Annotated in this window: 16 protein-coding genes; 9 read left to right on the forward strand and 7 right to left on the reverse strand. The window is 61.8% G+C overall.

The window, feature by feature from the left end; translation table 11 throughout:
* Window positions 1–46: 46 nt before the first annotated feature.
* The 7 genes from ACOYQJ_RS12460 (at window position 47) to ACOYQJ_RS12490 (ending at window position 15,396) form a co-directional block, all read left to right on the forward strand.
* Window positions 47–1,672 carry an AMP-binding protein gene (locus tag ACOYQJ_RS12460; protein WP_422906351.1) on the forward strand — a complete coding sequence of 542 codons (1,626 nt, stop codon included), beginning with the start codon at window positions 47–49 and terminating at the stop codon, window positions 1,670–1,672.
* A gap of 185 nt (window positions 1,673–1,857) precedes the next feature.
* The gene (locus ACOYQJ_RS12465) at window positions 1,858–4,029 is read left to right on the forward strand and encodes a hypothetical protein (protein ID WP_422906352.1); all 2,172 of its coding nucleotides are present in this window, start codon (window positions 1,858–1,860) and stop codon (window positions 4,027–4,029) included.
* Window positions 4,030–4,031: 2 nt separating this feature from the next.
* Window positions 4,032–7,787 (forward strand): DUF6603 domain-containing protein, encoded by a 3,756-nt coding sequence (locus ACOYQJ_RS12470; RefSeq protein WP_422906353.1) that lies wholly within the window; start codon window positions 4,032–4,034, stop codon window positions 7,785–7,787.
* Window positions 7,787–9,676 carry a hypothetical protein gene (locus ACOYQJ_RS12475; protein WP_422906354.1) on the forward strand — a complete coding sequence of 630 codons (1,890 nt, stop codon included), beginning with the start codon at window positions 7,787–7,789 and terminating at the stop codon, window positions 9,674–9,676. The genes ACOYQJ_RS12470 and ACOYQJ_RS12475 overlap by 1 nt, the downstream gene beginning before the upstream one ends.
* Window positions 9,677–9,688: 12 nt before the next feature.
* Entirely contained in the window at window positions 9,689–13,603 is a 3,915-nt protein-coding gene (locus ACOYQJ_RS12480) for a hypothetical protein (protein ID WP_422906355.1), read from the forward strand.
* A 15-nt stretch (window positions 13,604–13,618) separates the two neighbouring features.
* Entirely contained in the window at window positions 13,619–15,217 is a 1,599-nt protein-coding gene (locus tag ACOYQJ_RS12485) for a hypothetical protein (protein ID WP_422906356.1), read from the forward strand.
* The gene (locus tag ACOYQJ_RS12490; RefSeq protein ID WP_422906357.1) at window positions 15,217–15,396 is read left to right on the forward strand and encodes a hypothetical protein; all 180 of its coding nucleotides are present in this window, start codon (window positions 15,217–15,219) and stop codon (window positions 15,394–15,396) included. The genes ACOYQJ_RS12485 and ACOYQJ_RS12490 overlap by 1 nt, the downstream gene beginning before the upstream one ends.
* Here the strand turns inward: ACOYQJ_RS12490 and ACOYQJ_RS12495 are convergent.
* Complete coding sequence (locus ACOYQJ_RS12495) at window positions 15,393–15,926, reverse strand: hypothetical protein (protein ID WP_422906358.1); 534 nt, start codon at window positions 15,924–15,926, stop codon at window positions 15,393–15,395. The two genes, ACOYQJ_RS12490 and ACOYQJ_RS12495, sit on opposite strands and share 4 nt — an antisense overlap.
* 174 nt (window positions 15,927–16,100) lie before the next feature.
* Between ACOYQJ_RS12495 and ACOYQJ_RS12500 the strand changes: the two genes are divergently transcribed.
* Entirely contained in the window at window positions 16,101–17,126 is a 1,026-nt protein-coding gene (locus tag ACOYQJ_RS12500; RefSeq protein ID WP_422906359.1) for a hypothetical protein, read from the forward strand.
* Window positions 17,127–17,250: 124 nt separating this feature from the next.
* On the opposite strand, the gene ACOYQJ_RS12505 is transcribed toward ACOYQJ_RS12500, so the two are convergent.
* From ACOYQJ_RS12505 to ACOYQJ_RS12530, 6 genes are all read right to left on the reverse strand, one after another.
* Window positions 17,251–18,543, reverse strand: coding sequence for an SPOR domain-containing protein (locus ACOYQJ_RS12505; protein ID WP_422906360.1), 1,293 nt, complete (start codon window positions 18,541–18,543; stop codon window positions 17,251–17,253).
* A gap of 92 nt (window positions 18,544–18,635) precedes the next feature.
* Window positions 18,636–19,268: a uracil phosphoribosyltransferase gene (upp, locus tag ACOYQJ_RS12510; protein WP_422906361.1), complete on the reverse strand. Its 633-nt coding sequence runs from the start codon at window positions 19,266–19,268 to the stop codon at window positions 18,636–18,638.
* A complete protein-coding gene (locus ACOYQJ_RS12515; protein ID WP_422906362.1) occupies window positions 19,265–20,269 on the reverse strand; it encodes an adenosine deaminase in 1,005 nt (334 codons plus the stop codon). Before ACOYQJ_RS12515 ends, upp begins: the two co-directional genes overlap by 4 nt.
* 38 nt (window positions 20,270–20,307) lie before the next feature.
* Window positions 20,308–21,519 (reverse strand): phosphopentomutase, encoded by a 1,212-nt coding sequence (locus tag ACOYQJ_RS12520; protein ID WP_422906363.1) that lies wholly within the window; start codon window positions 21,517–21,519, stop codon window positions 20,308–20,310.
* Window positions 21,516–22,808 (reverse strand): thymidine phosphorylase, encoded by a 1,293-nt coding sequence (locus ACOYQJ_RS12525; protein ID WP_422906364.1) that lies wholly within the window; start codon window positions 22,806–22,808, stop codon window positions 21,516–21,518. Before ACOYQJ_RS12525 ends, ACOYQJ_RS12520 begins: the two co-directional genes overlap by 4 nt.
* On the reverse strand, window positions 22,805–23,197 hold the full coding sequence (locus ACOYQJ_RS12530; protein ID WP_422906365.1) for a cytidine deaminase: 393 nt from the start codon (window positions 23,195–23,197) through the stop codon (window positions 22,805–22,807). The genes ACOYQJ_RS12525 and ACOYQJ_RS12530 overlap by 4 nt, the downstream gene beginning before the upstream one ends.
* Window positions 23,198–23,405: 208 nt before the next feature.
* Between ACOYQJ_RS12530 and ACOYQJ_RS12535 the strand changes: the two genes are divergently transcribed.
* A complete protein-coding gene (locus tag ACOYQJ_RS12535) occupies window positions 23,406–25,685 on the forward strand; it encodes an NADP-dependent malic enzyme (RefSeq protein WP_422906366.1) in 2,280 nt (759 codons plus the stop codon).
* The last annotated feature ends 200 nt before the right edge of the window (window positions 25,686–25,885 follow it).

Consider the following 25,885-nt stretch of genomic DNA (forward strand, 5'->3'; position numbering starts at 1 on the left):
CCAAGCTTGACCATTATCGGCCCCGAAAAGGTAAGGAGAGAAAACCATGGCTTGGATGCGAGACGAAACCGGGTTGGGCCGGAACACCGCGAACTACGTGCCTCTGACGCCACTGTCCTTTCTGAAACGCGCTGCCGGGATCTGGCCGGATCACATGGCGGTCGTCTATGGCGCGCATCGCAAGACCTACGCGCAATACTTCGAGCGCGTCTCGCGGCTGGCGTCGGCGCTGACCAAATTGGGCGTGCAACCGGGTGACGTTGTGGCAACGATCCTGCCCAACATCCCCGCACAGGCCGAGGCGCATTTCGGCGTGCCCGCCTGCGGCGCCGTCTTGAATGCCATCAACACAAGGCTCGACCCGGATACCGTGGCCTATATCCTTGATCATGGAGAGGCCAAGGTTGTCCTGTGCGACCCGCAATTCCTGCCCACCCTCGCCGAAGCGTTGGACCGCATGGAAGGCACCGCGCCACAGGTCATCGAGGTGGCTGACGATCACGCCGGGGTGCATGGGCACGGCCATTACACCGAATACGAAGCGTTTTTGCAGACCGGCGACCCCGAATACGATTGGATCATGCCCGAAGATGAGTGGGAAAGTATCGCGCTCAATTATACCTCGGGCACCACGGGGCGGCCCAAGGGCGTGGTCTATCACCATCGCGGCGCTTATCTGAATGCCATGGGGCAGGTCGTGTCGTGGCGCATGACCCTGCATCCCAAATATCTGACGATTGTGCCGCTGTTTCATTGCAACGGCTGGTGCCACACATGGATGATGCCGCTGCTGGGGGGCACAGTCATTTGCTGCCGCGACATCACCGCGCCCGCAATCTTTGACGCCATTGCCGACGAAGGCGCGACCCATTTCGGCGGTGCCCCCATCGTGTTGAACGCTCTGGTCAATGCCCCGCAAGATCAGCGCCGCGCCTTTGATCACATCGTCGAGGTTTTCACCGCCGGCGCGCCCCCTGCCCCGGCAACCCTGGCCAAGATCGAGCCGATGGGATTCAACGTCACGCAGGTCTATGGCCTGACCGAGGTCTACGGCCCCGCGACCGAATGCACTTGGAAAGCCGAATGGGAATCGCTCGAAGGTGACGCCCGCGCCGCCATCAAGGCGCGTCAGGGGGTCGCCATGCCCTTTATGGAAGAGGTCATCGTCGTCGATGAACAAATGGCCCCGATCCCTCGCGACGGTGTCGAAAAGGGCGAGATCATGTTCCGCGGCAATGGCGTGATGAAGGGTTATCTCAAGAACCCCAAAGCCACGGAAGAGGCATTCAAAGGCGGATATTTCCATTCCGGCGACATCGCCGTTCAGCACCCGGACAGCTTTGTGCAAATTGCCGATCGGGCCAAGGACATCATCATCTCGGGGGGCGAGAATATCAGCTCTGTCGAGGTCGAGGGTTGCCTGATGGGACATGACGCCGTGCTGCTCTGCGCCGTGGTCGCCAAGCCGGACGAAAAATGGGGCGAAGTGCCATGCGCCTTTGTCGAGCTCAAGGACGGGCATGACGCAACCGAGGCCGAATTGATCAGCTATGCCCGGCAAAAACTGGCCGGGTTCAAGACGCCGAAAAAGGTCGTCTTTATGGAATTGCCCAAAACCTCGACCGGGAAAATCCAGAAGTTCGAGCTGCGCCAGATCGCCAAAACGGCCTGAGCGCGCGCCATTCAGACCTGTTGAAAACGCGAAAGGCGGGGGACTGACACCCTCGCCTTTCCTGTCTTTTGAAACCGAGGATCTTTCACCTTAGGGCGCAAATATTCACCAATTGACACTTATTAGTTGATCGAGTGCCCATTTGCGGTTTTGTTGAAAGCTATATTTGAACCGGGAATTTTCATATGGGACTTTTCGAGTCCCTTGGTTTGACCAACAAAGGTGGAACCAAGGGCGCCCGAGATACGCTTGCAGGGTATATGCAGACCCTGGCAGGGGCGGACTGCCTTGGGGTGCCGCCGCTTTCAGTGTATGAACGGTTCAATTCCGCAGGATCGGATTTTCACGGGCAATGCGCTGTCGCGCAGGGGGCTTCGGGGTATCGTCTGGGCGCCGATGCCAAGCTGGACGTGGCCAAGATGATCCCGGCTTCGGCCTCGGTTGGCCTGACGGCGGCCGCGACGCTCAAACTCAGCGCCGCCCGCCTGCCGACCTCGGCGATCATGATCTTTCGCCTGCCCAGCGCCATGACCGCCGTGGGCGTTGCGCAGATGCCCATCGCACTGGCACAGCTTGATGGCATCAACTGGACACTGAAGGCTGCCGCAGGGGCCGGGATCGGCGCAGGGCACGACTTTGAAAAGATCGCCGCGGCCAAGATCTCGGCGGACGCCAGCTTGTCCTACACTTGGCTCAACACCCGGCTGGTGTCTTTTGGCACGCAGCATTTCACCGGCACAAGGCGACAGGATATCGCCAACGCAGTTGATGCCATTCTGGCGCTGGAACTGAAAAAGACGCTGGCCAATATCCTGACCTACAACGAAGCCGAGGAACGCAAGCTGGCCAAGGCAGCAGGCTGGGAGGTGGGCTCGAAGTCTATGAAGGACATCGCCAAGGCAAAGCAGGACGACCTGACAGCCATTGGCAAAAAGACCCTCAGCGATCTGAGGCGCGGCGTCGGGTATGAATATGCGCTGGCCGGTTTTGCCTTTGCCACGCCTTTGGTTTTTGCGGGCAAGGTGATCTACGACGCTTTCATGGCGCGCAAGGACATGAAGCTGGACGAGCAGATGCTTGACCTGCGCGAAAAGCTGAGCGCCGAAGTTCGCAGGCTGACCGCTGCGGGCAAATCCGCCAAAGACCCCGAGGTTCTGACCCTGCGCACCGCGACAGACCGGATTTCGGACCTGCGCAACGCATTTCTCGAAGAGCGCGTCTACAAGACAAGCTCGGTCCGCGAAGCGGGTGCCCTGCCCAAGGTCGACAAGGCGCATCTGGAACGGACGGATGAAACCGCGCTGGCCCTGACCTCTCGCGAATACGGCGCCGAAATCGGGGTGAAAGGCGAATTCAAAGTCTTCACCAAGATGCAAACCTCGGCCAAGGCCGGGGCAGATGTCATGGGGCAGAAGATCGACTTTCGCTTTCAGGTGCGCGGCGCCAACGACATGCTGATGGTTCAGGATACCCAGGTCGATTACCTGCAAATGACCGCTGAAGCCGCTGTGGAATGCAAATTCGGCCTGACCGGGGTCAAAGCGGTTGATGACAAGCTGAACAAGGAAGTTGCCAACGAGGTCAATCAGAAGAAGGCCGGGAACGTCAAACAAGTGCTGGCCAAGCGCCGCTTCGGGGCGCTGATCTACCGCGCCGCTACGGTCTATCTTGAGGGCGGCAGTGCCAGAACCAAGCGGCCCAAGCCGGGGGTCAGCGGGCTGAGCATGGGGGTTTCCGTGCGATCCGCGCGGCTGATTTCCTATGCCAATCAGGTACGCGAATTGATCCGGACCAATGCCCCGGATGCGCAAACCAAAGCCTTTGAAAGCTGGGTTTGCCTGCATCTGGGGTGCCAACCACCGGCGCTGCGCGACTTCCTGAAGGACTCGCTGCTGGCCGATGCGAAGGTGGGCGAGGATGGCAAGACCGCGTTCCCCTCGGACGCGCTGATACTTGAGGCAAGTTATGGCATGAAGGCCGCGGCCCTGCCGGCCATGACAATGGGCTCGGATGGTGCTCCGATCAGCCTGTTCGATTACATGAGCTATGGCGGAATGCAGGGATTTCAGAACGATGTCTCAAAGGACAAATACACCCTGAGCGCGCTGCGCCTTCGGTACCGCATTCAAAGCCCGCTGAAATCCACCCCCAAGACCTACTTTTCCCTTGGGCTGCCGCTGAAACAGGCGCTGCCGCTTTCGGTGAATATCGACTTTGGTGCGAACAAAGAGGTCGGACAGGAATCCATTGTCGATCTGGCCGCGCAGTTTTCATCCGAAATTCGCGGCCTCGCCGCCAGCGAGTTCGAAAAATATGAAATGAGCGTGCCGCCGGTCGTGCTCTTCAACCGGTGCTGATGATGTCCCTGAGTTTTGCTGATATCAAAACCCGTCTGGACCAGCTGCAAAAGGCCTATGCGAAGGATCTGGCCGGGACATTCAAGATCAGCGGAACCACGGAAATCGAGCTGATCAAGCCGCTGCCGCTGGCCAATCTCGAGGGTTTCCTGACCAAGCTGTTTGGGTCCGATCACGCCCTGCCTGACATCCCCACTGGGGGTGCCATCATTGAAACGCTGCACATCAAGGCGGGCGATGTGTTTACCGCAAGGCTGCAAATGGCCTTTGAAAGTGCCGATTGGCAGGTGATGGACGGGTTGACCCTGTCGGTGACCTCGCTCGGTTTTCTCAACAAGGCGGGCGCGTGGTCCGGCAGCATCACCGCCCAGGCCACGGTGCAAGCCCATAAATTCGACGTCACGCTGCAATGGCCCGAGATGATCCTAGACGGCGCTTTGCAAAACGATCCCGGCGTGGCGGTCGCGCGCGATGCGGCCTTGCAGGCCGATACTCCGGCAAGACGCCAAGCCGCCGAACAGGCAGCGCAGGCGGCTTTGGATCAGACCTTTGACGCCGTGGATGCCGGCGGGTTGATCGCGGGCCACGGGCTGACACCGCATAAAGCGGCGCGGCTAGACCGCCTGGCGCTATTTGCAGCGGCGCGCATCCAGTATCTGCAACTGGATATTGCGGGCAGCAACCTGATCCAGTTCCACCAGCTAACCCTGAAAACGGCCGATCTGAGCCTTGTCTATGCGGGGGGCCCCAAGGCCCGGTTCACCGGGTCGCTGGAAACCGAAGTGGACATCGGCAGGACCAGCTTTCACCTCAAAGGTGCCAAGACCGAAACCGGCTGGCAAATCGAGGCGCGCGGGCAAAGCACGGGGACCTTGGCGAAGATTGTGCAGGACGTCTCGGCAAAGGTGCTGGGCACTGGCCACAAGATCACAGATTTCGGTGTTCCCGGCAATTTTGCCAATCAGACGGTCTCGGGCGATGTTCTGCTGAAACTGGACACGGCCAAGGCGTCAATATCGCTGGAATTGGCGGTTGAACTTAACTCCGGCTCGGCCCGGTTCGAGATTGACCTGACCAAAGACGGCGCCAGCGCCAAGGCGCAGCTAAGGCTGGGTGATCTGACCTTTGAGGTGGATTTCGCGAAGATAAAGACCCAGTCGGTTCTGGCCGCGCAGTTCCGCAGTGAAAACGGCGTCAGCATGAAACTGGACAGTCTGGCAAAGCTTGCCGAGTTGGACTCGGCGTCTACGGCGCCCCCGGTCGATGCCTCGCTGCAAATCACGCTGCGCGATGCGCTTTTGGCGGCGGTGACCTCGGCCGGCAAGACCCGTTTCCTGATCGCCGCCGATCTGGACGGCGGCATTGATCTGTCGGGGCTGGGCGATCTGCCCTTGGTCGGCGATCTGATGCCGCGCGACATGGGCTTTGGTCTGTCGCTTGCGCCGATCCTGCCCAGCGCCCCCTGGTCGGCGGCGAATATCGAAGCGCTCAATACCCTGCGCGGCAAGGATGGACCACACTTGCCGAAAACGCTCAAACGGGCGTCGCTGGGGATCAGCCTGAAGACCCCCGGCCACCCGCCCGAACCGCTGGACCTGCCTCTGACAAGCGATCCGGCCAAGCCCGGCGATCTTGCCAAACCTGCCGCCCCGAAAAACGGCGACGAGGCGCTGCATTGGAAAGACCTGCAGCGCAGTTTCGGGCCGGTCACGGTGAACCGGGTTGGCATCGGTCTGGACCGCAAGAATGCCGCCGATCCGACACTTCGCATTGCGCTCGATGGCGGGCTGGTCATCGCCGGGCTGGACCTGTCGCTGATCGGGCTCGAGGGGCATTATGGGCTGACATCGAAAACGCTGGGCTTCGATCTGCGAGGGCTGGGGCTGGAGTTTGAACGAGGCCCGATCAAGATTGCCGGGGCCTTTGCCAATCTTGGCGGCGATTATCTGGGCAAGGCGACGCTGGGCACGAAATCCTTTACGCTCAGCGCCTTGGGCGGCTTCGCCATGATCGCCGACACCGGCGGCAAGAAGACCCCGTCGATGTTCCTGTATGGTATGCTCAACGTACCCTTGGGCGGCCCGGCCTTCTTTTTCGTCGAAGGACTGGCGGCGGGCTTTGGCTATAACCGCAAGTTCACCGCGCCGGATGTCTCGGGCGTGCGGAGCTTTCCCTTTGTCGTCGATGCCGTCGGTGCGTCGGGCGGAAACAAACGCAAAGCCGGCAAGATCGGCGACGAGCTTGAACGTCTGCACGATTTCATCACCCCGCAACTGGGCGAGTATTTTGGCGCAATCGGGGTCAAGTTCACCTCGTTCAAGCTGCTCGACAGTTTCGCGCTGCTGGTCGTGTCCTTTGGCCGCGAGGTCGAGATCGACGTACTTGGCGTGTCGACCTATCAGATGCCGCCGATCGTGCCGAAAGGCACGCCTGCTCTGGCGCGGATCGAGCTTGATCTGGTGGCCAGCTTCCGTCCCAAGACGGGCGAGTTGAAGATCCGTGCCGAGCTGGGCAAAAATTCCTTTGTCTACGCCAGCCTGTGCCACCTGTCGGGCGGCTTTGCATTCTATTCGTGGTTCGGGCCTGAAAACGCGGGCGATTTCGTTTTGACGGCAGGGGGATACCATCCGCAGTACCCCGCTCCGGACTATTACCCCAAGGTGCCGCGGATCGCCCTGACTTATCAGATCACCCCGGACATCTACGTCAAAGGCTCGGCCTATATGGCGCTGACGCCATCGATGTTCATGGCGGGCGGATCGCTTTCGGCCTCGGCCAGTTTTGGCAAGGTCTCGGCCTCGTTCACCATGGGGGTGGATTTCCTGATCTCTTGGGAGCCGTATCACTACGATGCGAAGGCCTATCTGGACATTCGTGCGAGCTGGTGGATTTTCCACACCCATGCCCACGCGGAACTTGCGGTCTGGGGGCCATCCTTTGCAGGACACGCCAAGGTGCATTGGAGCGTGATCAGCTTTAGCGTCAGCTTCGGCCACAGCTTGCCCGTCGCGCTGCCGATCACATGGGATCACTTTCTGAAAAGTTTTCTGCCCTACGACGCGGCAAGCAAGACCACCAAGGTTGCCCCGGGGCTGGCGATAGCCGGGGGGCAAATCGGTGAGCAGTCCATCGCCGGGGCTGAACCGATCCCGGTGATCAACCCAAAGACGCCTAGCATCAGGATCGATACGGTGCTGCCAGCGCTGACAAGAAACTCGGGTGCGATCAGCGGAACAGACACCTTGGGATGCGCGCCGCTGAACGTCGCGGCCCTGAAAAGCGCGGATATCAGGATCAGCATACAAGCCAAGACATTGGGCAATGCGCTGGATCGGTTCCATGCCAAAGACCTGATCAAGGGGTTCCCTTCGGCGATGTGGGGCTATTCCAGCACCCGCGCCCTGCACGACAAGACACAACTGAACGGGTGCGGCGGGGTTCTGCTGACCCCGGCAACCAAACCGGTACCGACAAACGCCCCTACGCCGCCCAGTATCAGCCGCGAGGATTGCGCCTATGACATCCATCCCGATACCGGATTTGCCGGACATTTTCAGCCGAGCGTGCCCCCGGCGGTGCGGCAAACGCAAACCGGCGTCCCTGTAGCGACGGCGCTCAATCCGGCGGTCGGCAGCGTCGCGGCGAACAACCGCCAAGGCATTCTGAGCGATCTGGGCCTGCCCCCTGAAACGGCCGGGACAAATGAGACCACAGCCCGGAATTTCCGCGTGGCGCCAACCATTGCGGGGATATCGTGATGCGGGAAAGACAGGTGCCTCCAAAGCAGGACCCAAAAGACGAATTCGTCTTTCACGACAATGACATCCCGACACTGACATCGGACGTCTACACCGTCACGGCAACCTCGACCCTTACGGTCGCCAGCGGTGAAACAGTCACCGGAACCTCTTCGCTGACCTTCAAGGTGGCCGGGCCGCAGTTGGTCTTGCCCCCGGATGAGATTGCCGCGAAATTCCCTGCCAACACGGCGCGCGGCATGTTCTATCAGGTCTTGCCGCATGTGACGCTGACGCGCACGAGCCTCCCTTGGGAGCGGTTGCCTGCAAAAGGTGCCACGGGCGTGCCTTGGCTTGTCCTGCTGGTGCTGTCGCAAAAACAACTGGCACAAGCCGCGCGGTCAACCACAAAGGTCAGCGCGTTGGCGGCTCAGGGGATTGCTGCGGACGACACCGACCCCGAGGCGCAGATCAACCTGCTTGACCTGCCCGCCCGGCTTGTCGCCGATCTGCTGCCCGACTTCGATGATCTCAAGTGGCTGGCCCATGTGCGCAGCGTCACCCCCAAGAACGGGCCCGGTGCACCCGAAACCGCCACGCTGGTTTCCGCGAACCTGCCCGTGCCTGCGCAGCAAAACCACGCGTTCCTGATCTCGGTCGAGGGTCGTTATGCCCAAGGCAACAAGCCCACTGGCGCTTTGACCTTTCCGGTCCTGCACGAATGGACGTTCTTTTGCGAGGCCGAGCACAGCCACGGTTTCGCGGAACTGCTGATGCAGGCGCAGGGCCCCAATGGCCACCCCGAGCCCTTTGCACTGTCGACGCCGGACGGCGCACCGCCCGCCGCGGCCTTGCGCTATGAAAAGGGCTATGTCCCGGTTGTCCATCACATGCGCCGGGGCGAGGTTTCTGCCGCTTGGCTGCGCAGCCCGCTATCGGTGGGCGAGCCCCCGGATCCGACCCCGGCCCAGAAGGCACATCTGCCCGCGCAGCATTCTGACGGGTTTCTGACGCTCGATCCCGATTTCGCCATGCTGGACGTGACCTATTCCGGCGCGTGGGAACTGGGGCGGCTGTTGATGCTGGAACAGACCGAGCTTGCCACCGACCTGTATCATTGGAAACGGGCCCATGCGCAGGCCAGTCATCTGGCAAAGAACCCGGTTCCGGGCCTCACACCAGACCCGCTGCCGCCGATGCCCGGGCCTCTGGCCCAGTGGATCACCCATAACCTGATCGAACTGCGGTCCGTGCCTTTTGGCTATCTTGTGCCTGATAAGGGCATGTTGCCGCCCAACAGCCTGCGGTTTTTCGACGTGGATCGGTTTTGGCTGGATTGCCTACGTGACGGCGCTTTGTCGGTCGGGCGCAGCGACAGCGGCCAGCACAAACGCGAAGCCGATATGCGCAAGTCGCTCGCGTATCCGGACGAGACCAGCGGCTTGTTGCTGCGCAGCGCCGCTGTCAGCGATTTCCCGCATCTTGAGATCGATGCCTACAGCGTCGATCTGCCCAATGCCGATCCGGTCGGAACCACGGCCAAGCCGTTGGATATCCTGCGTTTCGAACGGCTCAGTCGCGACGTGTTGCTGGTTCTGTTTACCGGACGAGTGCGCACTGCGGACCTGCATCTGCACCCGCAGGCGGTCCATTTCGGGTTCGAAGCGCGCCACGATGCCAGCGGCACCGAATACATGCGCAAGGAAACCAAGCATTTGACCCCAAAAATGACCGTCGATATCGGAGCAACGCCACCGCTGAGCGGCCTGCTGCCCAGCCGCCGGGTGCAGATCGACGCCTTGGCAAAGAAACTGGTCGGCGCGCGCGCGGGCACTCCGGGCGATGTGGCGACATTTGCGCTGCAAATGCTGGAAGGCGTGCCGCTTGTACGCTTTCGCCGCGCGGTCTGAAAGGGGAGCAGGATGACGCAAACGCTTTTGGTTCCCATGCACCTTGACGCACTGGTTCTGGACGCCCCCGAGCCGGTGATCGGCCCGGCACTTGATATCGCGGTAGCGCCTTGGTTCGGCGACAGCGGCGATGGCGCGCTGCGCGACCATTTTTCCAACGTCGCCAACGTTTCGTCCGCCATGCGGCAGGATCCGATGTCGCCCAGCAACCGTCTTTTGCAGCCCGGCACCCATCTGCACTGGGCGCTGCCCGACGCGCTGACCCATGGCAACACGCGCAACCCCGGCCATCCCGCCTTTGTCGAGCGGGACGGGCTATGGTTTCCGAAAGTCCCGAACCGCTGGGCTGTGCTGAAACTGACCGGTGGCAGCTTTGACACGCTGGCCGCGGCATGGATCGTCGAAAGCGACTTTGTCCACCCTTGGGGCACCGGCAGCGAGGCGACAAGCTATCCGATCAAACCGGGGACCGGGCGGGTGCAGCCCTATGTCAGACTTGGCCGCAGTTACCCGGTTGCCGGGGCCGTGCCGCCGGACAAAAGCGACGGGCTGCTGGCGGATTATGACGCAGGGCTGACAGCTGTTGGCTATGGTGATCCAACCTTCGCGGCGCTGTATACCGGGTGCCACACGGTTTTCGGGTTTCATGACCCCGACCTGCCCTTGGCGGACACGCGTTATGAGGTGATCGGCTGGTATTCCGCCGATCAGGACTCGCCCCTTGGATATTGGAAGAGGCTGGATCCGCAGGGGTTAGACAGGAAACAGTTTATTGCCTCGCTTCTGGCCAGCGTTGACGATCCTCCCAAGCCGATGTCGCAGATCCAGAACTGGCCCAAGGCCGAGGCCCGCGCCGTGGAAATCGCCTTCGCAAATCAGACTGGCTGGGCGCTTTCGGACCCCGCGCAAAACTTTGCCCAATGCGACAGCCTGACCTTCAACGCCAGCATTCAGATCACCGCCATCAAGGGCAGCAAACCGGCGCCTGTCGATGGGCCTGTTACCGTGGGCACCTCGACCTCCGAGGCGATTGCGGCCTTTCTGTCGGACGGTGACACCGCACTTGAGCAGAGTCTTGAGGCCATCAGTTTTCACACCGAGATGAAGGATCATCACCTCGATTATGGCGCCAAGCTGCGTGAGACCCGCCATGCCGCGGGCTTCACCGCGACGGGCAAGAAAACCACTTGGGCGCTGCGCCCGCCGGAAACGGCGGTGTCGGACCCGATCACCGGAATGATGCCGCGTCACGACGAAACGCAGGCCACCTTGCCGGAATGGCTGGCGCAGGAATTGAACCTTCTGAACATCGCGCAGGACGATTATGACGCCGCGCGCGATACGGCAGATGGCCTGCGGCAACAGATGTATGCCGACTGGCAGCTGTATATGCGGGCCTGCTATCCTTTGGATGACAGGGCCGATTTCGCGCTGGACGTCGATCTGCTGCGCGACGTGGTTCTGGTGCAAAGCGTCGACGCCTACGAAGCCGCCGCCGCCGAGCTGGACCCCGGCAGGCAAGGCTCGGTCGCGGCGCGTCTGGCCGAGGCAAAGATCCGGATCCTTGATGCCGTGAACAGCTTTGTCGCCCATGCCAAACATCCGCAAAAGCTCGAACTGGTGCCCGTCGCCGGGCCGCGCTATTTCGTGCCGAACGACCCCATCATCGCAACCGAAGCCGAGGCGCTGAAGCAAAGCCCGCGCCACGGTCAGGACGGGCGCGCGCGAAAGGACGGGCGGCTGGAATGCATCGCCTTTTCCCCGGCCACCCTGCCCCGCGCAGACATAGGCCTTGGCGATCTTGACGCCCTGCGCCAAGTCATCGCCGCGCAGCGCACCCCGGCCTTTTCGGAAATAGCCGAGCGCGTCCAGGGCAGCTTTCAAAGCTGGAACCCGATCGTGCTGGAATGGCAGGCCTCGGTTCAGGCTTATCTGCCGGGCAGCAATTTGCGCTCGGACAAGGGGCGCTATGATCCGGGCGTAATCGACAACGGCTTTGTCCTGCCGGAAGAGCGTTGCGATCTGGACCTGCGTCAACCAACCGGCCCCGGCGATCTGGCCACGGCCTATCTTGTCGAGGGGCGCAGCCTGCTTCACGCGCATGGGCCGCAACTGCTGCAAACCGCGCTTGACGCCTATCTGAAAGAAAAACCCGCGCTGGATGGCAAGACCACAAAGGCGCTGGCAGCGGTGCAGACCAAACTGGGCAAAGCGCTGGACCCGAAACGCCAAAGCCAATTGGCGAGCACCTCGCTGGGTGGGTTCAACCAGCGCCTTTTGATGCGGCTTCTGGAAGAACAGCTTCCCATCGCCGACCCGCTGGGGTTTGACGCCGACAAGGCACGCGCCGATCAGGTGCGACGGCATGTGGGCAATGCCAACGGTTATTGGTCCGCCGAAACCGAGGCGCCCTTTATCCCACTGCGCACCGCTCGGTTGGCCTTGTCCGAAGGGCGGATCATCGACAGCTTTGGCCAGTTTCTGCCGTGGTATCCCGGAGGCAGAACCGGTGCACAGGTCCTGCCCGCGGCCACGTTGCGGCAAGGTACTGCGCTGGACATCTACCTGCCGCCAAGGTCGGCGCAGCCCTCACGGCTGGATTTTCGCTGGCTGGACGCCGACAGTGATCTGCGCGAAAGCAACGATCACCCGGCCTCATCGCCGCTTTGCGGTTGGGTTGTGCCGAACAATCTGGACAACGACATTCTGATTTATGACGCAGACGGCCAGCATCTGGGGATTATCGATTTCACCGGCATCTGGCGTCCGGCCCCTGGCAATGCCGCCGCTCCCGCCGGACCGGGGCTGATCCCCAACGCGCACCTTGCGCGGGTGGCGCGCTGGATCACCGCCAATGGCTCGGACAGTTTCATGCAGACGCTCCTGGACACATTCGACAGCAGCCTCAGCCGGATCGACCCAAAGGACTACAGCGTGCAAAACGCCGCAGCCTTGTTGGTTGGGCGGCCAATTGCCGTGGCGCGGGCCTTTATGAACCTCTCCCTGCAAGGCCCGCCCGCACAGGACCAATCGCAGCAAATGCTGAACCAACGGATCGCCGGGGGCGGCAACGCCGATCACGGCTTTGGTGCCATCGAATTTCCGATCCGGCTGGGCGAGTATGGCCAGTTGAACGACGGGCTGGTCGGCTATTTCCGTGCGGACGAAGACCGGGACGGCGCGCATGGCACCTTGTACGCGCCACAAAGCGCGGCCTCGTCGCATCCGGCGATCCAGACCTATGACCCAAAGACCAAGGCACCACTGACCATCCGGCACAGCTTTGACGCGCCACCGCAAAACCTGACGCTGCTGTTGGACCCGCGTTGCCCCGTCCACGCCACCACCGGGATATTGCCAACGAAAGCGATCCGAATTCCGCAGGATCAGTTCATGCCTTCGCTGCGCGCGCTGGAAATGGTTTTTGCGGCCATGCCCATTCTGACCCCGCCATCGGGAATGCAGCTGCCGCTGCCGCGCATCGCCGGAAGGACATGGTCCTGGCTGGCGATCGAGGATGGCCTCTGGCATGAACAATCCGGCCGGGCCACCGTCACGCTGGCTGATCTGCGCCACGCCTTGCCCGGGCGGATGCAGATCACCTCGGGCAATGTGGCGCGGCTGTTGGATGGGGACGATGCCACGACCGGACCAAACGTCTTCGCAGCCGCCGATCTGATGTGGCGCGCCTTGCTGGAGCAGGCATGGATCACCGAAACCCAGCCTGGCCTCGGCCTTCTGAAAGGGCCTGCTGCGCCAGACAGCCCGCCGTTGGGTTATGGCTTTGGCACCGCCGCCACGCAGATGCTGCTGAGCAAAATCGCCAAGGGGCTTCAGCCCGCCCAGCAAACCGCTGTTTTCCAGGATCGGATCGTTGCCCGCGAAGGCTGGCTCAGACTTGTTCCGACCAAAGACTCCAACACCTGACCGCGAGGACCCCAGATGACACGGATAGCCCCCATATCGCGCGCAACGCTGGATGCGGTGTTGTTGAACGAGCACCTCGAAAGCGTGCTGACCATCGGCGAAGGCCCCAAGACGCTGATGCTGGAACTGACCAACCTGCTTGGCGCGAATGACATCTCGATCGGCGATGCGCATGGCTCGTCCCTCGTGCTGACCTTTCGGCCCGGAGCGCTGAACCACATTGACCAGATCACCGTCGGCGATGGCTGGACGCTCGGCAGGCTCAAGGGGGCCTTCATCCCCTCGCTGGAACTGACGCACAAACAGGGCGTCACGCTGAAACCGGGGGAAAAGCTGCAAATCGCGCTGAGCAACCTGACCGCCTCGGCCGCCGGAGCATCGCGCAGCACCCGGGTCGAGATGGCCTATGCCAATGTCGCTGTCGCAGGGGGCCCCCAATTGTCAGGGCGCCGGACCATCCACCTGAGCCTGCTTTACCCCAATGTGCCCGCCGGTCAGGTGATCGGACAAACCGGCGTCACCGGATCGTTCAAGGCTGAACTGCTCAGCTCGGCCGATGTGCTTATCAGTTCCAAACGGCTGGTCAACGGCCAACCGGAAACGCCTATGGTCAACGACATTCGCATCCGTTTGTCCGCCAGCGCGCCGGTGCCGATCAAGGCCAACGCCTCGGGGCAGTTGCAGGACGATGTGGCCAAGGTCTCGTTCCATTTCCCCGGCGACACCGGGGACACGGCTAAGCTGTCGGGCAAGATCGTGACGACACAGGACGTGACCACGCACACCACCTTTCCGCCAGCGGCCTTTCCGCCGCCTTCCGGCATTGGGCGCGGCCACCCAATGGGGCCATTTTTCAACCCCAGCACCGCGCCAATTGTCACGACCGTTCAGAAGGACAGGTGGCAGGCGCATGGAGACATCATTTATTACGCCAGCCAACACGACGATCCGCTGTTCGACGACTTTCTGGAGTTTGGGCTCTCGATCACCACCAGCCTGAAACCCGGAGCCTACCCGCTGACGATCCGCCTTGAGAATGTGAACCAGCAGAACGTGGATATCGTTTTGCTGCTGAATGTCACGGCCATCGGCCTTCCCGGGATGGACCCGGCGGACGGTTATATCAATGCGCCGGGGTCGCTGACCATCAATACGCCGAAAACCCTGATCAAAGGCGATCTGACGGTCGACAAGAAACTAACGGTCAACAGCAACGAGATCCACTTCGGTAACGATTGGCACATTGGCGCAGCCACCAACTGGTTCTATTTCCGCAACCAAAAGAACCTGTCGATCATGTTCTTTCAGGAAGACAACAACGCCATAACCATCGGAACCGGAACAAACGTCGACAAACCGTTGCGGATCTGGGCCCCCAAGAACGTCGGTATCAACACCAACAGCCCCAAAGCCACGCTGGACGTGAACGGCTCGCTCGAGGCCAAAACCCTGCAACTGAACAATGCGGCCGTCGCTCTGAAATTTGCATACGGTTGGGATATTTACATCTACAAAACCCAATTTATCATCCAGCAGAATTCGAAAAACCTCGCGGTTTTCAATTCCAATGGGGATCTCTGGCTGCATGGTGTGGTAAAGGAGAAGCTTGTTTGATGAGTGACAAGATCCAAACCCGCCTTGTCTCGCTGCGCGACGAGCAGAAGAAAGGCAAGCAGATGCTGATGGATATGGAGCGTGAAGCCGATGAGCTGCGCGCCACGCTTTTGCGCATCGCCGGCGCCATTCAAGTCCTCGAAGAACTTGAGAGCAACGGCCAAGCCAACCCGGACTAGGCCGGAGCGGCGGGCTCTTTCTTGACCGGGACAACCAGCCCGCTGAACAACGTGAACGAGCCCAGCAGAAGCCCCGAAACCGATGCCACCTGCGGGATACCCAACACCGGCAGGGCCTCGGCCCCGATGGCATAGGCCCAGACCAGAAAGGCCATTGTACTGACCACCGCATGCAGTATCCAAGTTCCCGTACCCGCCTGGTCAGCGGCGGTTTTGACATAGATGACCACCCCGGCAATCGAGACCAACACCGTTGCCACGGCGACATAGTCATCCGGGCTGGCATTTCCCGACCACAGCAATTGCGGCTCCTCACCGTTGTCGATCATGGCATTACAGAAAATGAAAAAGGCGATGACCTCGAGCGGGATGTAATTCCGCACCCGGTCTATATACGACTGCGTCGCGTTTTCCGCCCGCGTGGCGTGAGACGCCTCGTGCAGGTTCTTGTCGATCGGGGCAGCGGTCAGCCGCATCAGTGTGCCACTGCTTTTCAGCTCCGGTGTGATGGAACGGGTCGAATTTGCCATCTGTCTATCCTTTGCTCGCCGTTACTTGAATTTTTTAGCAACTCATCTCCTTTTGCAAGATTATCAATGCCGACACACACCCTAAGATAGTATCACTGGCGCGAACGCTGTCAGATTGTCGGGCTGCGCGCCGCGTGCTAACGTCAGGCGAAACTGAGGCAGAGCAGCCCCCACATGACAGCTTTGAAGGAATTTGACCGGCTTGAGGCCACTGGCCTGTGGCGCGCGACGCCCGAGGATCAGCGGCGCGAAGTGATCGTCTCGCTTGGCGACGCAACGCTGACGATCACGTCGACGGCGGGCGACGTGCTCGCGCATTGGTCACTTGCCGCGGTGAACCGGTCAAACGGCACTTCGATCCCGGCGATTTACAACCCCGATGGCGATCCCGGCGAAACGCTGGAACTGCCCGAGGGCGAAGAGCTGATGATCCAGGGAATCGACCGTCTGCTAAAGGCAATCGACAAACGCCGCCCGCGTCCAGGCAAGCTGCGGCTGATGCTTGGGCTTGGCTTTGGTACGGCGGTTGCGGGCGCGGCGGTGTTCTGGCTGCCCGGCGCCCTTGAAAGATACGCGGTCACGGTTGTCCCGCCCGTCAAACGCGTCGAGATCGGCGAGGCCCTGATGGCCCGCATGACCCGCGTCACTGGCCAGCCCTGCCGCGCGCCCGAAGCACTGGGTCCATTGGACCGACTGGCGCTGCGCATCCTTGGCCCCGGACATGAAGGCGATTTGATCGTTGTGCCGCAAGGCGTCAGCGAAAGCGCGCATTTGCCCGGCGGCATCGTGGTGCTGAACCGGTCGGTCGTCGAGGATCATGAGGACGCGGATGTTGCCGCCGGCTATGTACTGGCCGAGAAAACCCGCGCTCGGGGACGCGATCCGCTGGCCGATTTGTTGGATCATGCCGGGCTGATCGCCAGCCTCAAGTTGATCACCACTGGTGTTCTGCCGGATGAAACCCTGTCCAGCTATGCCGAGATATTGTTGAAGGAAAAGGAAAGCGATCCGGGCTTTGAGGCCTTGTTGGCCGCCTTTGCCACGGCCGAAGTGCGCAGCACCCCCTACGCCTATGCCCGCGACATCACCGGCGAAAGCACCCTGCCCCTGATCGAAGCAGACCCGCGCGCTGGAGATGGCAGCCGCGAAGTGCTGAGCGATGCCGACTGGGTGCGCTTGCAAGGCATCTGCGGGTCGTAGGCCTTTCGATCAAACAAATAATCGAACTCTTGACGCAAGCGACGCATCAGAGCGCTCGGAATGCGATCTGGCGGTTTTCGGGACCCAGCCCGGCTTTGACCGCGCCGGAAACCCCCTAAGCGCCTCAGTTCAGGTAGGCCTGTACGTAGCCAACCGATTTTGTAGCTGCCAGCGCCTTGCCCAGAGCAGCGGTCGTGGCATAGGGCCCGACCATGACGCGGCGCAGGGATTGGCCGCCTTTTTTGTAGCTGCCAAAACGCACCGGAAGGCCAGCGGCGGTCAAGCGGGACGCAGCAGCCTTGGCCTTGGCCTCGGAGGTGAAAACGCCGATTTCGACATAACGTGCGGCGGCGGCTTTCGGTGTCGACCGAGTGGAAACGATCGGCGTGTTGCCCTTGCTGGACACCACGGGCGCGGAATATTTTGCCTTGGCGTGGTAGGCGATCACCGGCGCCTTTATCTTGTGGTTCCGCACGTTGTAGGCCAGTTGGCGGGGCACGGTATTTGTCCAGACCTTCTGGGTCGCCATGTAGCCTGCAACAGTCTGGTGCGCGCGAAGCGGGTTCAGACGATCATCGTCCCAAGCGGGGCGATAGCCCTTGGGCACACTGGCGACCTGAGAGTGCTGCTGCTGTTCGTAGACATGGCGCGGGACGATACGGGTCGACCCGCTGAGCGCGCTGCCCTGCCAGCCTTTGCTGTGATCGACGTTTTGGCCCTCGCCCCGTCGGACCACACTCACTTTTGGTGCAGCTTGAGCACCGCAGCGCACCACCACAGTCTGGCCATTTGAAATCTGGGTGCGGGCGCCGTCAATGCAGGCCCCGCTGTAATTGGGGACGGGCATCGCACGCGCCGTGGCTTTGGGGGCAGCAGGCGGCGCGGGAACGCGGCGAACCATGCGCGGCGGCTGTGCCATCACTGGCTTGGAGGCCGGTACACGGCGCACCTCCGGTACGGGTTGCCGGGCAGCAGTCTGCGGCGCTGGGGTGACCAGCACGCCGGCCGTGCCTTGCATGACGCGAATGTTGCCGGTGGGTTTGGCCACCGAAATGCCGGGCTTGGGTGCGGGTTGCGGCGCGGGTGCAGGCATCGGCGCCGGATCAGGTGCCGCGATGACGATGGGCGTGGCAGACTTTGGCTCCGGCGCCCGTGCCATCGTTCCGCCAAAGGTCGGCGTCTGGCCACAGATCTGTTTGCGCTGGCGGGTGACGCGGGGCACCCAGGTCGTGTTGCCGTCAAAACCGGCCCGAACGAAAACGCAGCCGTTGTTGTCGACAAATTGCTTGCCAGTGAAGGATTCAGGCGGAAAATTGGCCGGAATGGCCTTGATATCCCCTTGTGCCAACGCCGCCGAGGAAACGATCCCCATGCTGGCTGCGATAACGGCGATAATCGTAAAGGATTTCAAAGTCATGTCTGCCCCCACAGATGGTGGCTTTACCATGCCCGATACACAAGGACCTGTAAAGCCACGAAACATTTCCAAATAAGGCGAAATGCCTCGGATCAGCGCGTTCCGAACATCCGGTCGCCCGCATCGCCGAGGCCGGGTACGATATAGCCCTTTTCGTTCAGCCGTTCATCCAGCGAGGCAGTGACGATGGGCACATCCGGATGTGCCTCTTTCATGCGGGCAACGCCTTCGGGGGCGGCCAGCAGGCAAAGAAAGCGAATTTCCTTCGCCCCGGCCGCTTTGACCATGTCGATTGCCGCAACCGAGCTGTTGCCCGTGGCCAACATCGGATCGACAACGATGGTCAAGCGTTCTTCAAGCCCCTTGGGCAACTTGTTGTAATACTCGACCGGCTGCAGGGTTTCCTCATCTCGGTATAGACCGACAAAGCCGACACGCGCCGAGGGGATCAGCTCCAGTATCCCGTCCAGTAGCCCGTTTCCAGCCCGCAGGATCGAGACCAGCGCCAGCTTTTTGCCCGCGATCACCGGCGCTTCCATCGGGCAAAGTGGCGTTTCTACGGTTTCGGTCGTCAATGGAATATTGCGCGTGACCTCATAGGCCAGCAGCAGGCTTATCTCGCGCAGCAAGCGGCGGAATTTCCCGGTCGAGCAATCGACCTTGCGCATCTGCGTCAACTTGTGCTGCACCAACGGGTGGTCAACGATGGTCAGATGGTCGGTCATGGCCTCTCCAGTTTCTTGAGGATCGCGTCGCGTGTGTCCGCATCGCAGAATGCGGCCTGCATAGCGGTGCGGTTCAGTTCGGTGAAAATCTCTTCGTCCCAGCCAAAGGTTTTGGCAAGGGCATCGTATTCGCGTCGCATGGTTGTGTGAAAGAACGGCGGATCGTCGGTCGAGACCGTCACGTTCACGCCGCGGTCGCGCAGTTGTTCGATGGGATGTTTGTCGAGGCTGGGAAAGACCCCCAGAAAAACATTGGAGCCAGGGCAGACCTCAAGCGTGACGCCCTGTTCTGCCAGCATATCGACCACCGCCAGATCGCCAATGGCGCGCACGCCATGGCCGATGCGGGACACGCCCAGATCCTCGACCGCCTCGCGCACCTCCTGCGGGCCGCGCCATTCGCCCGCGTGACTGGTCAGATGCAACCCCGCCTCGCGCGCCATATCGAAACTGTAGGCATAGTCGCGCTGCTTGCCCTTGTTCTCATCCCCCGCCATGCCAAAGCCGACCAGCCAATCATCCGCCGTTTCAGCGGCGCAAAGCGCGGCGGTCTTGGCCTGTTCAGGGCCGAAATGGCGGATGCAGGTGACCACGCCCCGCAGGGTGATGCCATGGGACTTTTCAGCGGCCTCGGCGGCTTCGCGGATGGCATGCAGGTATTCGCGCCAAGCCGCGACGTCACCGCCGCCGCAGAAATCGGGGCTTAGAAAGGTTTCGGAATAGACGACGCCGTTTTCTGCACTTTGCTCAAGCACGGCGGTGCAAAGGCGGGCGAAATCCTCGGGCGTCTTGAGAACCGATGTCGCAGCCTCGTAAACGCTGAGGAAATGCACGAAATCGCGGTAAGCGTAGGAGCCGTCCTCGTTGAAGATCCGGCTGAGGTCGATGTTCTTTTCCTTGGCCAGCCCGCGGATGAAGGCAGGCGGCGCGCCGCCTTCGAAATGCAGGTGCAATTCGGTCTTGGGCAGATTGATGATCTGGTGAAGCTGGTCTTCGTTCATGTCTTGTCCTTCTGGCCCATGTCGGGCTGCGCGTCCCGTCACAGAACGTTTTTCCCGGGCCCTTGCGGCTGCACGCCCAGATACGCCGCCACGCTGGCCGCGACATCGACAAAGCCGATCTGCCCGATCTCTCCTGCGCCAAGGCCCGCGATCACCACCGGCACCCGCTCGCGGGTGTGATCGGTGCCATGCCAGGACGGATCATTGCCATGGTCTGCCGTGATCAACAGCATGTCGCCTGCGCGCAGGCGCGACAGCAGCTTGCCCAGCTCCGCATCGAACCATTCCAGATGCCGCGCATAACCCGAGATATCGCGGCGATGGCCATAAAGGCTGTCGAACTCGACGAAATTGGCGAAGGTCAGGCTGCCCTCTTCGGCCTCGTCAATCAGATCGGAAAGATGGGTCATCAACGCGGCGTCCGGGCCTTTGCGCACGTCGTCGATCCCGGTCATCGAAAAGATATCCCCGATCTTGCCCACCGCATGGACCCGGCGCCCGGCGTCCTGCACCCAGTTGGTCAGAACCGGACCCGGCGGGGCGATGGCATAATCGTGGCGGTTCGATGTGCGGGTAAAATTGCCCGGCGAGCCAACAAATGGACGGGCGATCACGCGGCCCAGCCTAAGCTTATGCAAATGCGGCGCAAGGGTTTCGCAAAGGCGCAGCAGACGGTCGAGACCAAAGCTTTGCTCGTGTGCGGCGACCTGAAAGACGCTGTCGATCGAGGTGTAACAGATCGGCTGGCCGGTGCGCATATGCTCTTCGCCGAATTGCTCGATCATCGTGGTGCCAGAGCCGTGGCAATTGCCGAGGATGCCGTCCACACCCGCGATCTGGCACACCAGATCGGTGATCTCCTGCGGAAAGGCGGGCACGGTTTTCGGGAAATAGTACCAATCCCACGGCACCGGTAGGCCCGCCAGCTCCCAATGGCCCGACGGGGTGTCCTTGCCGTTCGACACCTCGGTCGCGGCGCCCCACCGCCCTGACAAAGATGTCGGGCATAGCCCCGGCCTGACGGTCCCCGAGGCCAGTTCAAGCGCATTGAACAGACCCAGGCCAGCCATTGTCGGCAGATGCAGCGGCCCCGAGCGTCCCTGTTCGGCACGGCCTTCCGCGCAGGCGTCAGCGATATGGCCAAGGGTGCATGCGCCGGTGTCCGGCTGATCGTCGTTAAAGAACTGATCGGCATCCGGGGCGCCACCGATGCCGACGGAATCCATGACGACCAGAAAGGCACGGCTCATGCAATGCGCTCCCGCACGAGCGGCGCGACCTTGGGGGCTTTGCCCATCCGGATGGCGGCGCGGATCACGCGCTCGGCCTCGTCCGCCTCTTCCAGTCGGGCGGCGTGGATGCGGCAAAGCGGCTGGCCCTTTTCGACCTTGGCGCCCAGATGGACAACTTCGGAAAGGCCAACCATCGGGTTGATCTGGTCCGTTTCCACCTGCCGTCCGCCACCAAGCGCAACAACGGCCAGCCCCAGTGCCTCGCCGTCGATACTGGCGATTTGACCGGAGCTTTCGGCCTCGACCGCGCGGATCACCGGGGCCTCGGGCATGAAGCGGCGCCAGTCCTCGACAAAACTGATCGGGCCACCAAGACCGTAAACCATCTTGCCAAAACGCTCTGCAGCCGCGCCCGAAGCGATGATCTCGCGCAGCTTATCCTCCCCGCCCTTGATGCCGACGCTTTCCAGCACCTCAGCGCCCAGCGCGACAGACAGATCATGCAGCGGACCCTGATCCAACCCGGTGAGCACGCGCATTGCAGCATCGACCTCCAAGGCGTTGCCCAGCGAGGGCGCCAAGGGTTCATCCATTCCGGTGATCAACACCGTTGTCTTGCAGCCCGCGCCATTTGCTGTGTCGACCATGGCCCGAGACAAGGCGCGGGCTTCGTCCACATGTTTCATGAAGGCGCCACTGCCGACTTTGACGTCCAGAACCAGCGCCTCGAGCCCCGCCGCAAGCTTTTTTGACAGGATCGAGGCGCAGATCAGATCAAGGCTTTCGACCGTCCCGGTGACATCGCGTACAGCATAAAGGCGTTTGTCCGCAGGCGCGATGGCAGCGCTGGCCCCGACGATGGCGCAACCGGCCTCGGCCACGACCTTGCGAAAGCGGCGTTCATCCGGCGAAGTCAGGTAGCCTGGAATCGCGTCGAGTTTGTCGAGCGTGCCGCCAGTGTGGCCCAAACCGCGCCCTGAAATCATCGGGACATAGACGCCGCAGGCCGCCAGCGCGGGCGCCAGCACAAGCGAGGTGCAATCGCCAACCCCGCCGGTCGAATGCTTGTCCGCGACCGGACCGTCCAGATCCCACTGCATGACATGACCTGAATCGCGCATCGCAAGGGTCAGCGCGACGCGCCCCTCTTCGCTCAGTCCCCGCAGGCAGACCCCCATGGCGAAGGCCCCGGCCTGCGCGTCAGATACGCTGCCATCAGCCAGTCCCTTGGCAAACCAGCGCAGATCCGAGGGCGAGACGTCTTCGCCTTTGCGCAGATGGGCGATGATGCGGCGGGCGTCGGTCATGTGCGATCCATGTGGTCTTTGCCAAAGGCTCCGGGCAACAACTCGGCCACGGTGGTCACGAATTCGGCGCCATCGGTGGTGGCGAGGGTCACCTTCACGTCCCCCTTGGCGAATTCCGCCAGTTTCTGGCGACAGCCGCCGCAGGGCGGCACCGGCGCGGGACTGTCGGCGATCACATAAACCTCGGCGATCTCGGTCTCGCCTGTGGCGATCATGGCGGCGATGGCGCCAGCCTCGGCGCAGGTGCCTTCGGGATAGGCTACGTTTTCAACGTTACACCCCACATGAGTCGCCCCCGAAGTGCTGCGCATCGCGGCGCCCACCTTGAACCGGGAATAAGGGACATAAGCGTTTTCGCGGACCGCACGGGCCGCGTCGGACAAAGACATGATGGTGACTCCCTCAGAGCGAACCCCCATGTTGCGAAGCGCCCGCTCCGAATGCAAGGGGCCATCGGACGTTGACCAAGGGGGAATTCCCGTAAGAATAGCGCAAGGGGATTTTCAAGCGCAGCATGAAACTGCTATGCGGCAGCGGTGGCTGGTCGCCATCAGGAAAGTTGGTTTAATGGTAAACCAAACCCACGGGAGGGAAGAAATGACTGAGTCCGCCAAGGAAACGCTGCGTCAGGCAGCCTTGTTCTATCACGAGTTCCCAAAACCCGGAAAGCTTGAGATCCGGGCGACCAAGCCGCTGGCCAACGGCCGCGACCTGTCCCGCGCCTATTCCCCGGGCGTCGCCGAGGCCTGCCTTGAGATCAAGGCCAACCCGGCCGATGCCGCACGCTATACGGCCAAGGGCAACCTCGTTGCGGTCGTGTCGAACGGAACGGCGGTGCTGGGCCTTGGCAATATCGGCGCGCTGGCCAGCAAACCGGTGATGGAGGGCAAGGCTGTCCTCTTCAAGAAATTCGCCAATATCGACTGCTTTGATCTGGAGGTCGATGAATCCGACCCCGAAAAGCTGGCTGATATCGTCTGCGCGCTGGGGCCTACCTTTGGTGCGATCAACCTTGAGGACATCAAAGCCCCCGACTGCTTCATCGTCGAAAAAATCTGCCGCGAGCGAATGAACATCCCGGTTTTCCATGACGACCAGCACGGCACCGCCATCGTGGTCGGCGCCGCGGCAACCAATGCTTTGCATGTCGCCAAGAAGGCCTGGGGCGACATCAAGGTTGTCAGCACCGGCGGCGGCGCCGCGGGGATCGCCTGCCTCAACATGCTGGTCAAGCTGGGCGTCAAGCGCGAGAATATCTGGCTCTGCGACATTCACGGGCTGGTCTACGAAGGCCGGGCCGAGGATATGAACCCGCAAAAGGCTGCATTTGCGCAGCCTTCAGACCTGCGCGCACTGGACGATGTGATCGACGGCGCCGACCTTTTCCTTGGCCTCTCCGGACCGGGTGTGCTGAAGCCTGAACAGGTGGCCAAGATGGCCAAGCGCCCGATCGTCTTTGCGCTGGCCAACCCGACCCCGGAAATCATGCCCGACCTCGCCCGCGAAGTGGCCCCGGATGCGATCATCGCCACAGGGCGCAGCGATTTTCCCAATCAGGTAAACAACGTCCTGTGTTTCCCCTTCATTTTCCGCGGCGCTCTGGACGTGGGCGCGACCGAGATCAACGATGCCATGGAAGTGGCCTGCGTCGAGGGCATCGCCGCCCTCGCCCGCGCCACCACCAGCGCCGAGGCCGCCGCCGCCTATGCCGGCGAACAGCTGACCTTTGGCGCCGATTACCTGATCCCGAAACCTTTTGACCCGCGCCTGTCCGGTGTCGTCTCGACCGCCGTGGCGCGTGCGGCGATGGAAACCGGTGTCGCCACCCGCCCGGTCCAGGATCTGAAGGCCTACAAGGCGCATCTTGACGCAAGCGTCTACAAATCGGCGTTGCTAATGCGGCCGGTGTTTCAGGCCGCGCGCACAGCTTCGCGCAAGATCGTCTTTGCCGAAGGCGAGGACGAGCGCGTGTTGCGCGCCGCGCAGGCCATCCTTGAGGAAACCACCGAACAGCCGATCCTGATCGGTCGCCCCGAGGTGATCGCCCACCGCTGCGAACGCATGGGCCTGAACATCGGACCAGACAAAGGCCTTGAGATCGTCAACCCGGAGAACGACCCGCGTTATCGCGACTATTGGGGCACCTACCACGAGTTGATGGCTCGGCGCGGCGTAACCCCCGATCTGGCCCGCGCCATAATGCGCACCAACACCACCGCCATCGGCGCCGTCATGGTGCATCGCGGCGAGGCAGATTCGCTGATCTGCGGCACCTTTGGCGAATTCCGCTGGCACCTGAACTATGTCACGCAGGTTCTTGGCTCGCAGCGGCACCGGCCCAATGGCGCGCTGTCGATGATGATCCTCGAAGACGGGCCGCTGTTTTTGGCTGACACGCATGTCTCGGCCCTGCCGACGCCCGAACAGCTTGCTGAAACCGCCATCGGCGCGGCGCGCCACGCCCGCCGTTTCGGGGTCGAGCCACGCATCGCCTTTTGTTCGCAGTCGCAGTTCGGCAACCAGGCCGAAGGCTCGGGCAAGCGGCTGCGTGATGCCATTGCCCTGCTGGACGCCATGCGCACCGATTTCCAGTACGAAGGCGAGATGAATGTCGATGCCGCCCTCGACCCCGAGTTGCGTGACCGCCTGCTGCCCGGTGGCCGCCTCGAGGGCGTCGCCAACGTGCTGATCTTTGGCCACGCCGACGCCGCCTCCGCCACGCGCAACATCCTCAAGATGAAGGCTGGCGGACTTGAGGTTGGGCCGATCCTGATGGGTATGGGCAACCGCGCCCACGTGGTCACGCCCGGCATCACAACGCGCGGATTGCTGAACATGGCCGCGATCGCCGGTACGCCGGTGGCGCATTACGGCTGATCCCGCAGCGAGTCGCCTCTTTGCACCCGTGAGGTTTGCAGATTTGCAAATCCCACGGGCTTTTGCAGGTGGCAGGCAAATTTCAAGAAGGTTTGCAAAAATTCGCAACCTCAACTCGTCGAAATTCGCAAACTTCCTGCGGTAACTTGTCCTGTCAGGCGCCAACAGGCTTGCCCGATATGGCCGCCACCCCCTAAGCC

This window comes from Pacificoceanicola algae, assembly GCF_049341065.1.
Lineage (GTDB): Bacteria > Pseudomonadota > Alphaproteobacteria > Rhodobacterales > Rhodobacteraceae > Pacificoceanicola.

Excerpts from the sequence above, each read along its gene's own strand:
- upp (WP_422906361.1), bottom strand. The coding sequence starts at position 19,268 with ATGACCGACCATCTGACCATCGTTGACCACCCGTTGGTGCAGCACAAG.
- ACOYQJ_RS12485 (WP_422906356.1), top strand. The coding sequence starts at position 13,619 with ATGACACGGATAGCCCCCATATCGCGCGCAACGCTGGATGCGGTGTTG.
- ACOYQJ_RS12460 (WP_422906351.1), top strand. The coding sequence starts at position 47 with ATGGCTTGGATGCGAGACGAAACCGGGTTGGGCCGGAACACCGCGAAC.
- ACOYQJ_RS12500 (WP_422906359.1), top strand. The coding sequence starts at position 16,101 with ATGACAGCTTTGAAGGAATTTGACCGGCTTGAGGCCACTGGCCTGTGG.
- ACOYQJ_RS12505 (WP_422906360.1), bottom strand. The coding sequence starts at position 18,543 with ATGACTTTGAAATCCTTTACGATTATCGCCGTTATCGCAGCCAGCATG.
- ACOYQJ_RS12515 (WP_422906362.1), bottom strand. The coding sequence starts at position 20,269 with ATGAACGAAGACCAGCTTCACCAGATCATCAATCTGCCCAAGACCGAA.
- ACOYQJ_RS12475 (WP_422906354.1), top strand. The coding sequence starts at position 7,787 with ATGCGGGAAAGACAGGTGCCTCCAAAGCAGGACCCAAAAGACGAATTC.
- ACOYQJ_RS12495 (WP_422906358.1), bottom strand. The coding sequence starts at position 15,926 with ATGGCAAATTCGACCCGTTCCATCACACCGGAGCTGAAAAGCAGTGGC.
- ACOYQJ_RS12490 (WP_422906357.1), top strand. The coding sequence starts at position 15,217 with ATGAGTGACAAGATCCAAACCCGCCTTGTCTCGCTGCGCGACGAGCAG.
- ACOYQJ_RS12525 (WP_422906364.1), bottom strand. The coding sequence starts at position 22,808 with ATGACCGACGCCCGCCGCATCATCGCCCATCTGCGCAAAGGCGAAGAC.
- ACOYQJ_RS12520 (WP_422906363.1), bottom strand. The coding sequence starts at position 21,519 with ATGAGCCGTGCCTTTCTGGTCGTCATGGATTCCGTCGGCATCGGTGGC.
- ACOYQJ_RS12480 (WP_422906355.1), top strand. The coding sequence starts at position 9,689 with ATGACGCAAACGCTTTTGGTTCCCATGCACCTTGACGCACTGGTTCTG.
- ACOYQJ_RS12535 (WP_422906366.1), top strand. The coding sequence starts at position 23,406 with ATGACTGAGTCCGCCAAGGAAACGCTGCGTCAGGCAGCCTTGTTCTAT.
- ACOYQJ_RS12470 (WP_422906353.1), top strand. The coding sequence starts at position 4,032 with ATGTCCCTGAGTTTTGCTGATATCAAAACCCGTCTGGACCAGCTGCAA.
- ACOYQJ_RS12465 (WP_422906352.1), top strand. The coding sequence starts at position 1,858 with ATGGGACTTTTCGAGTCCCTTGGTTTGACCAACAAAGGTGGAACCAAG.
- ACOYQJ_RS12530 (WP_422906365.1), bottom strand. The coding sequence starts at position 23,197 with ATGTCTTTGTCCGACGCGGCCCGTGCGGTCCGCGAAAACGCTTATGTC.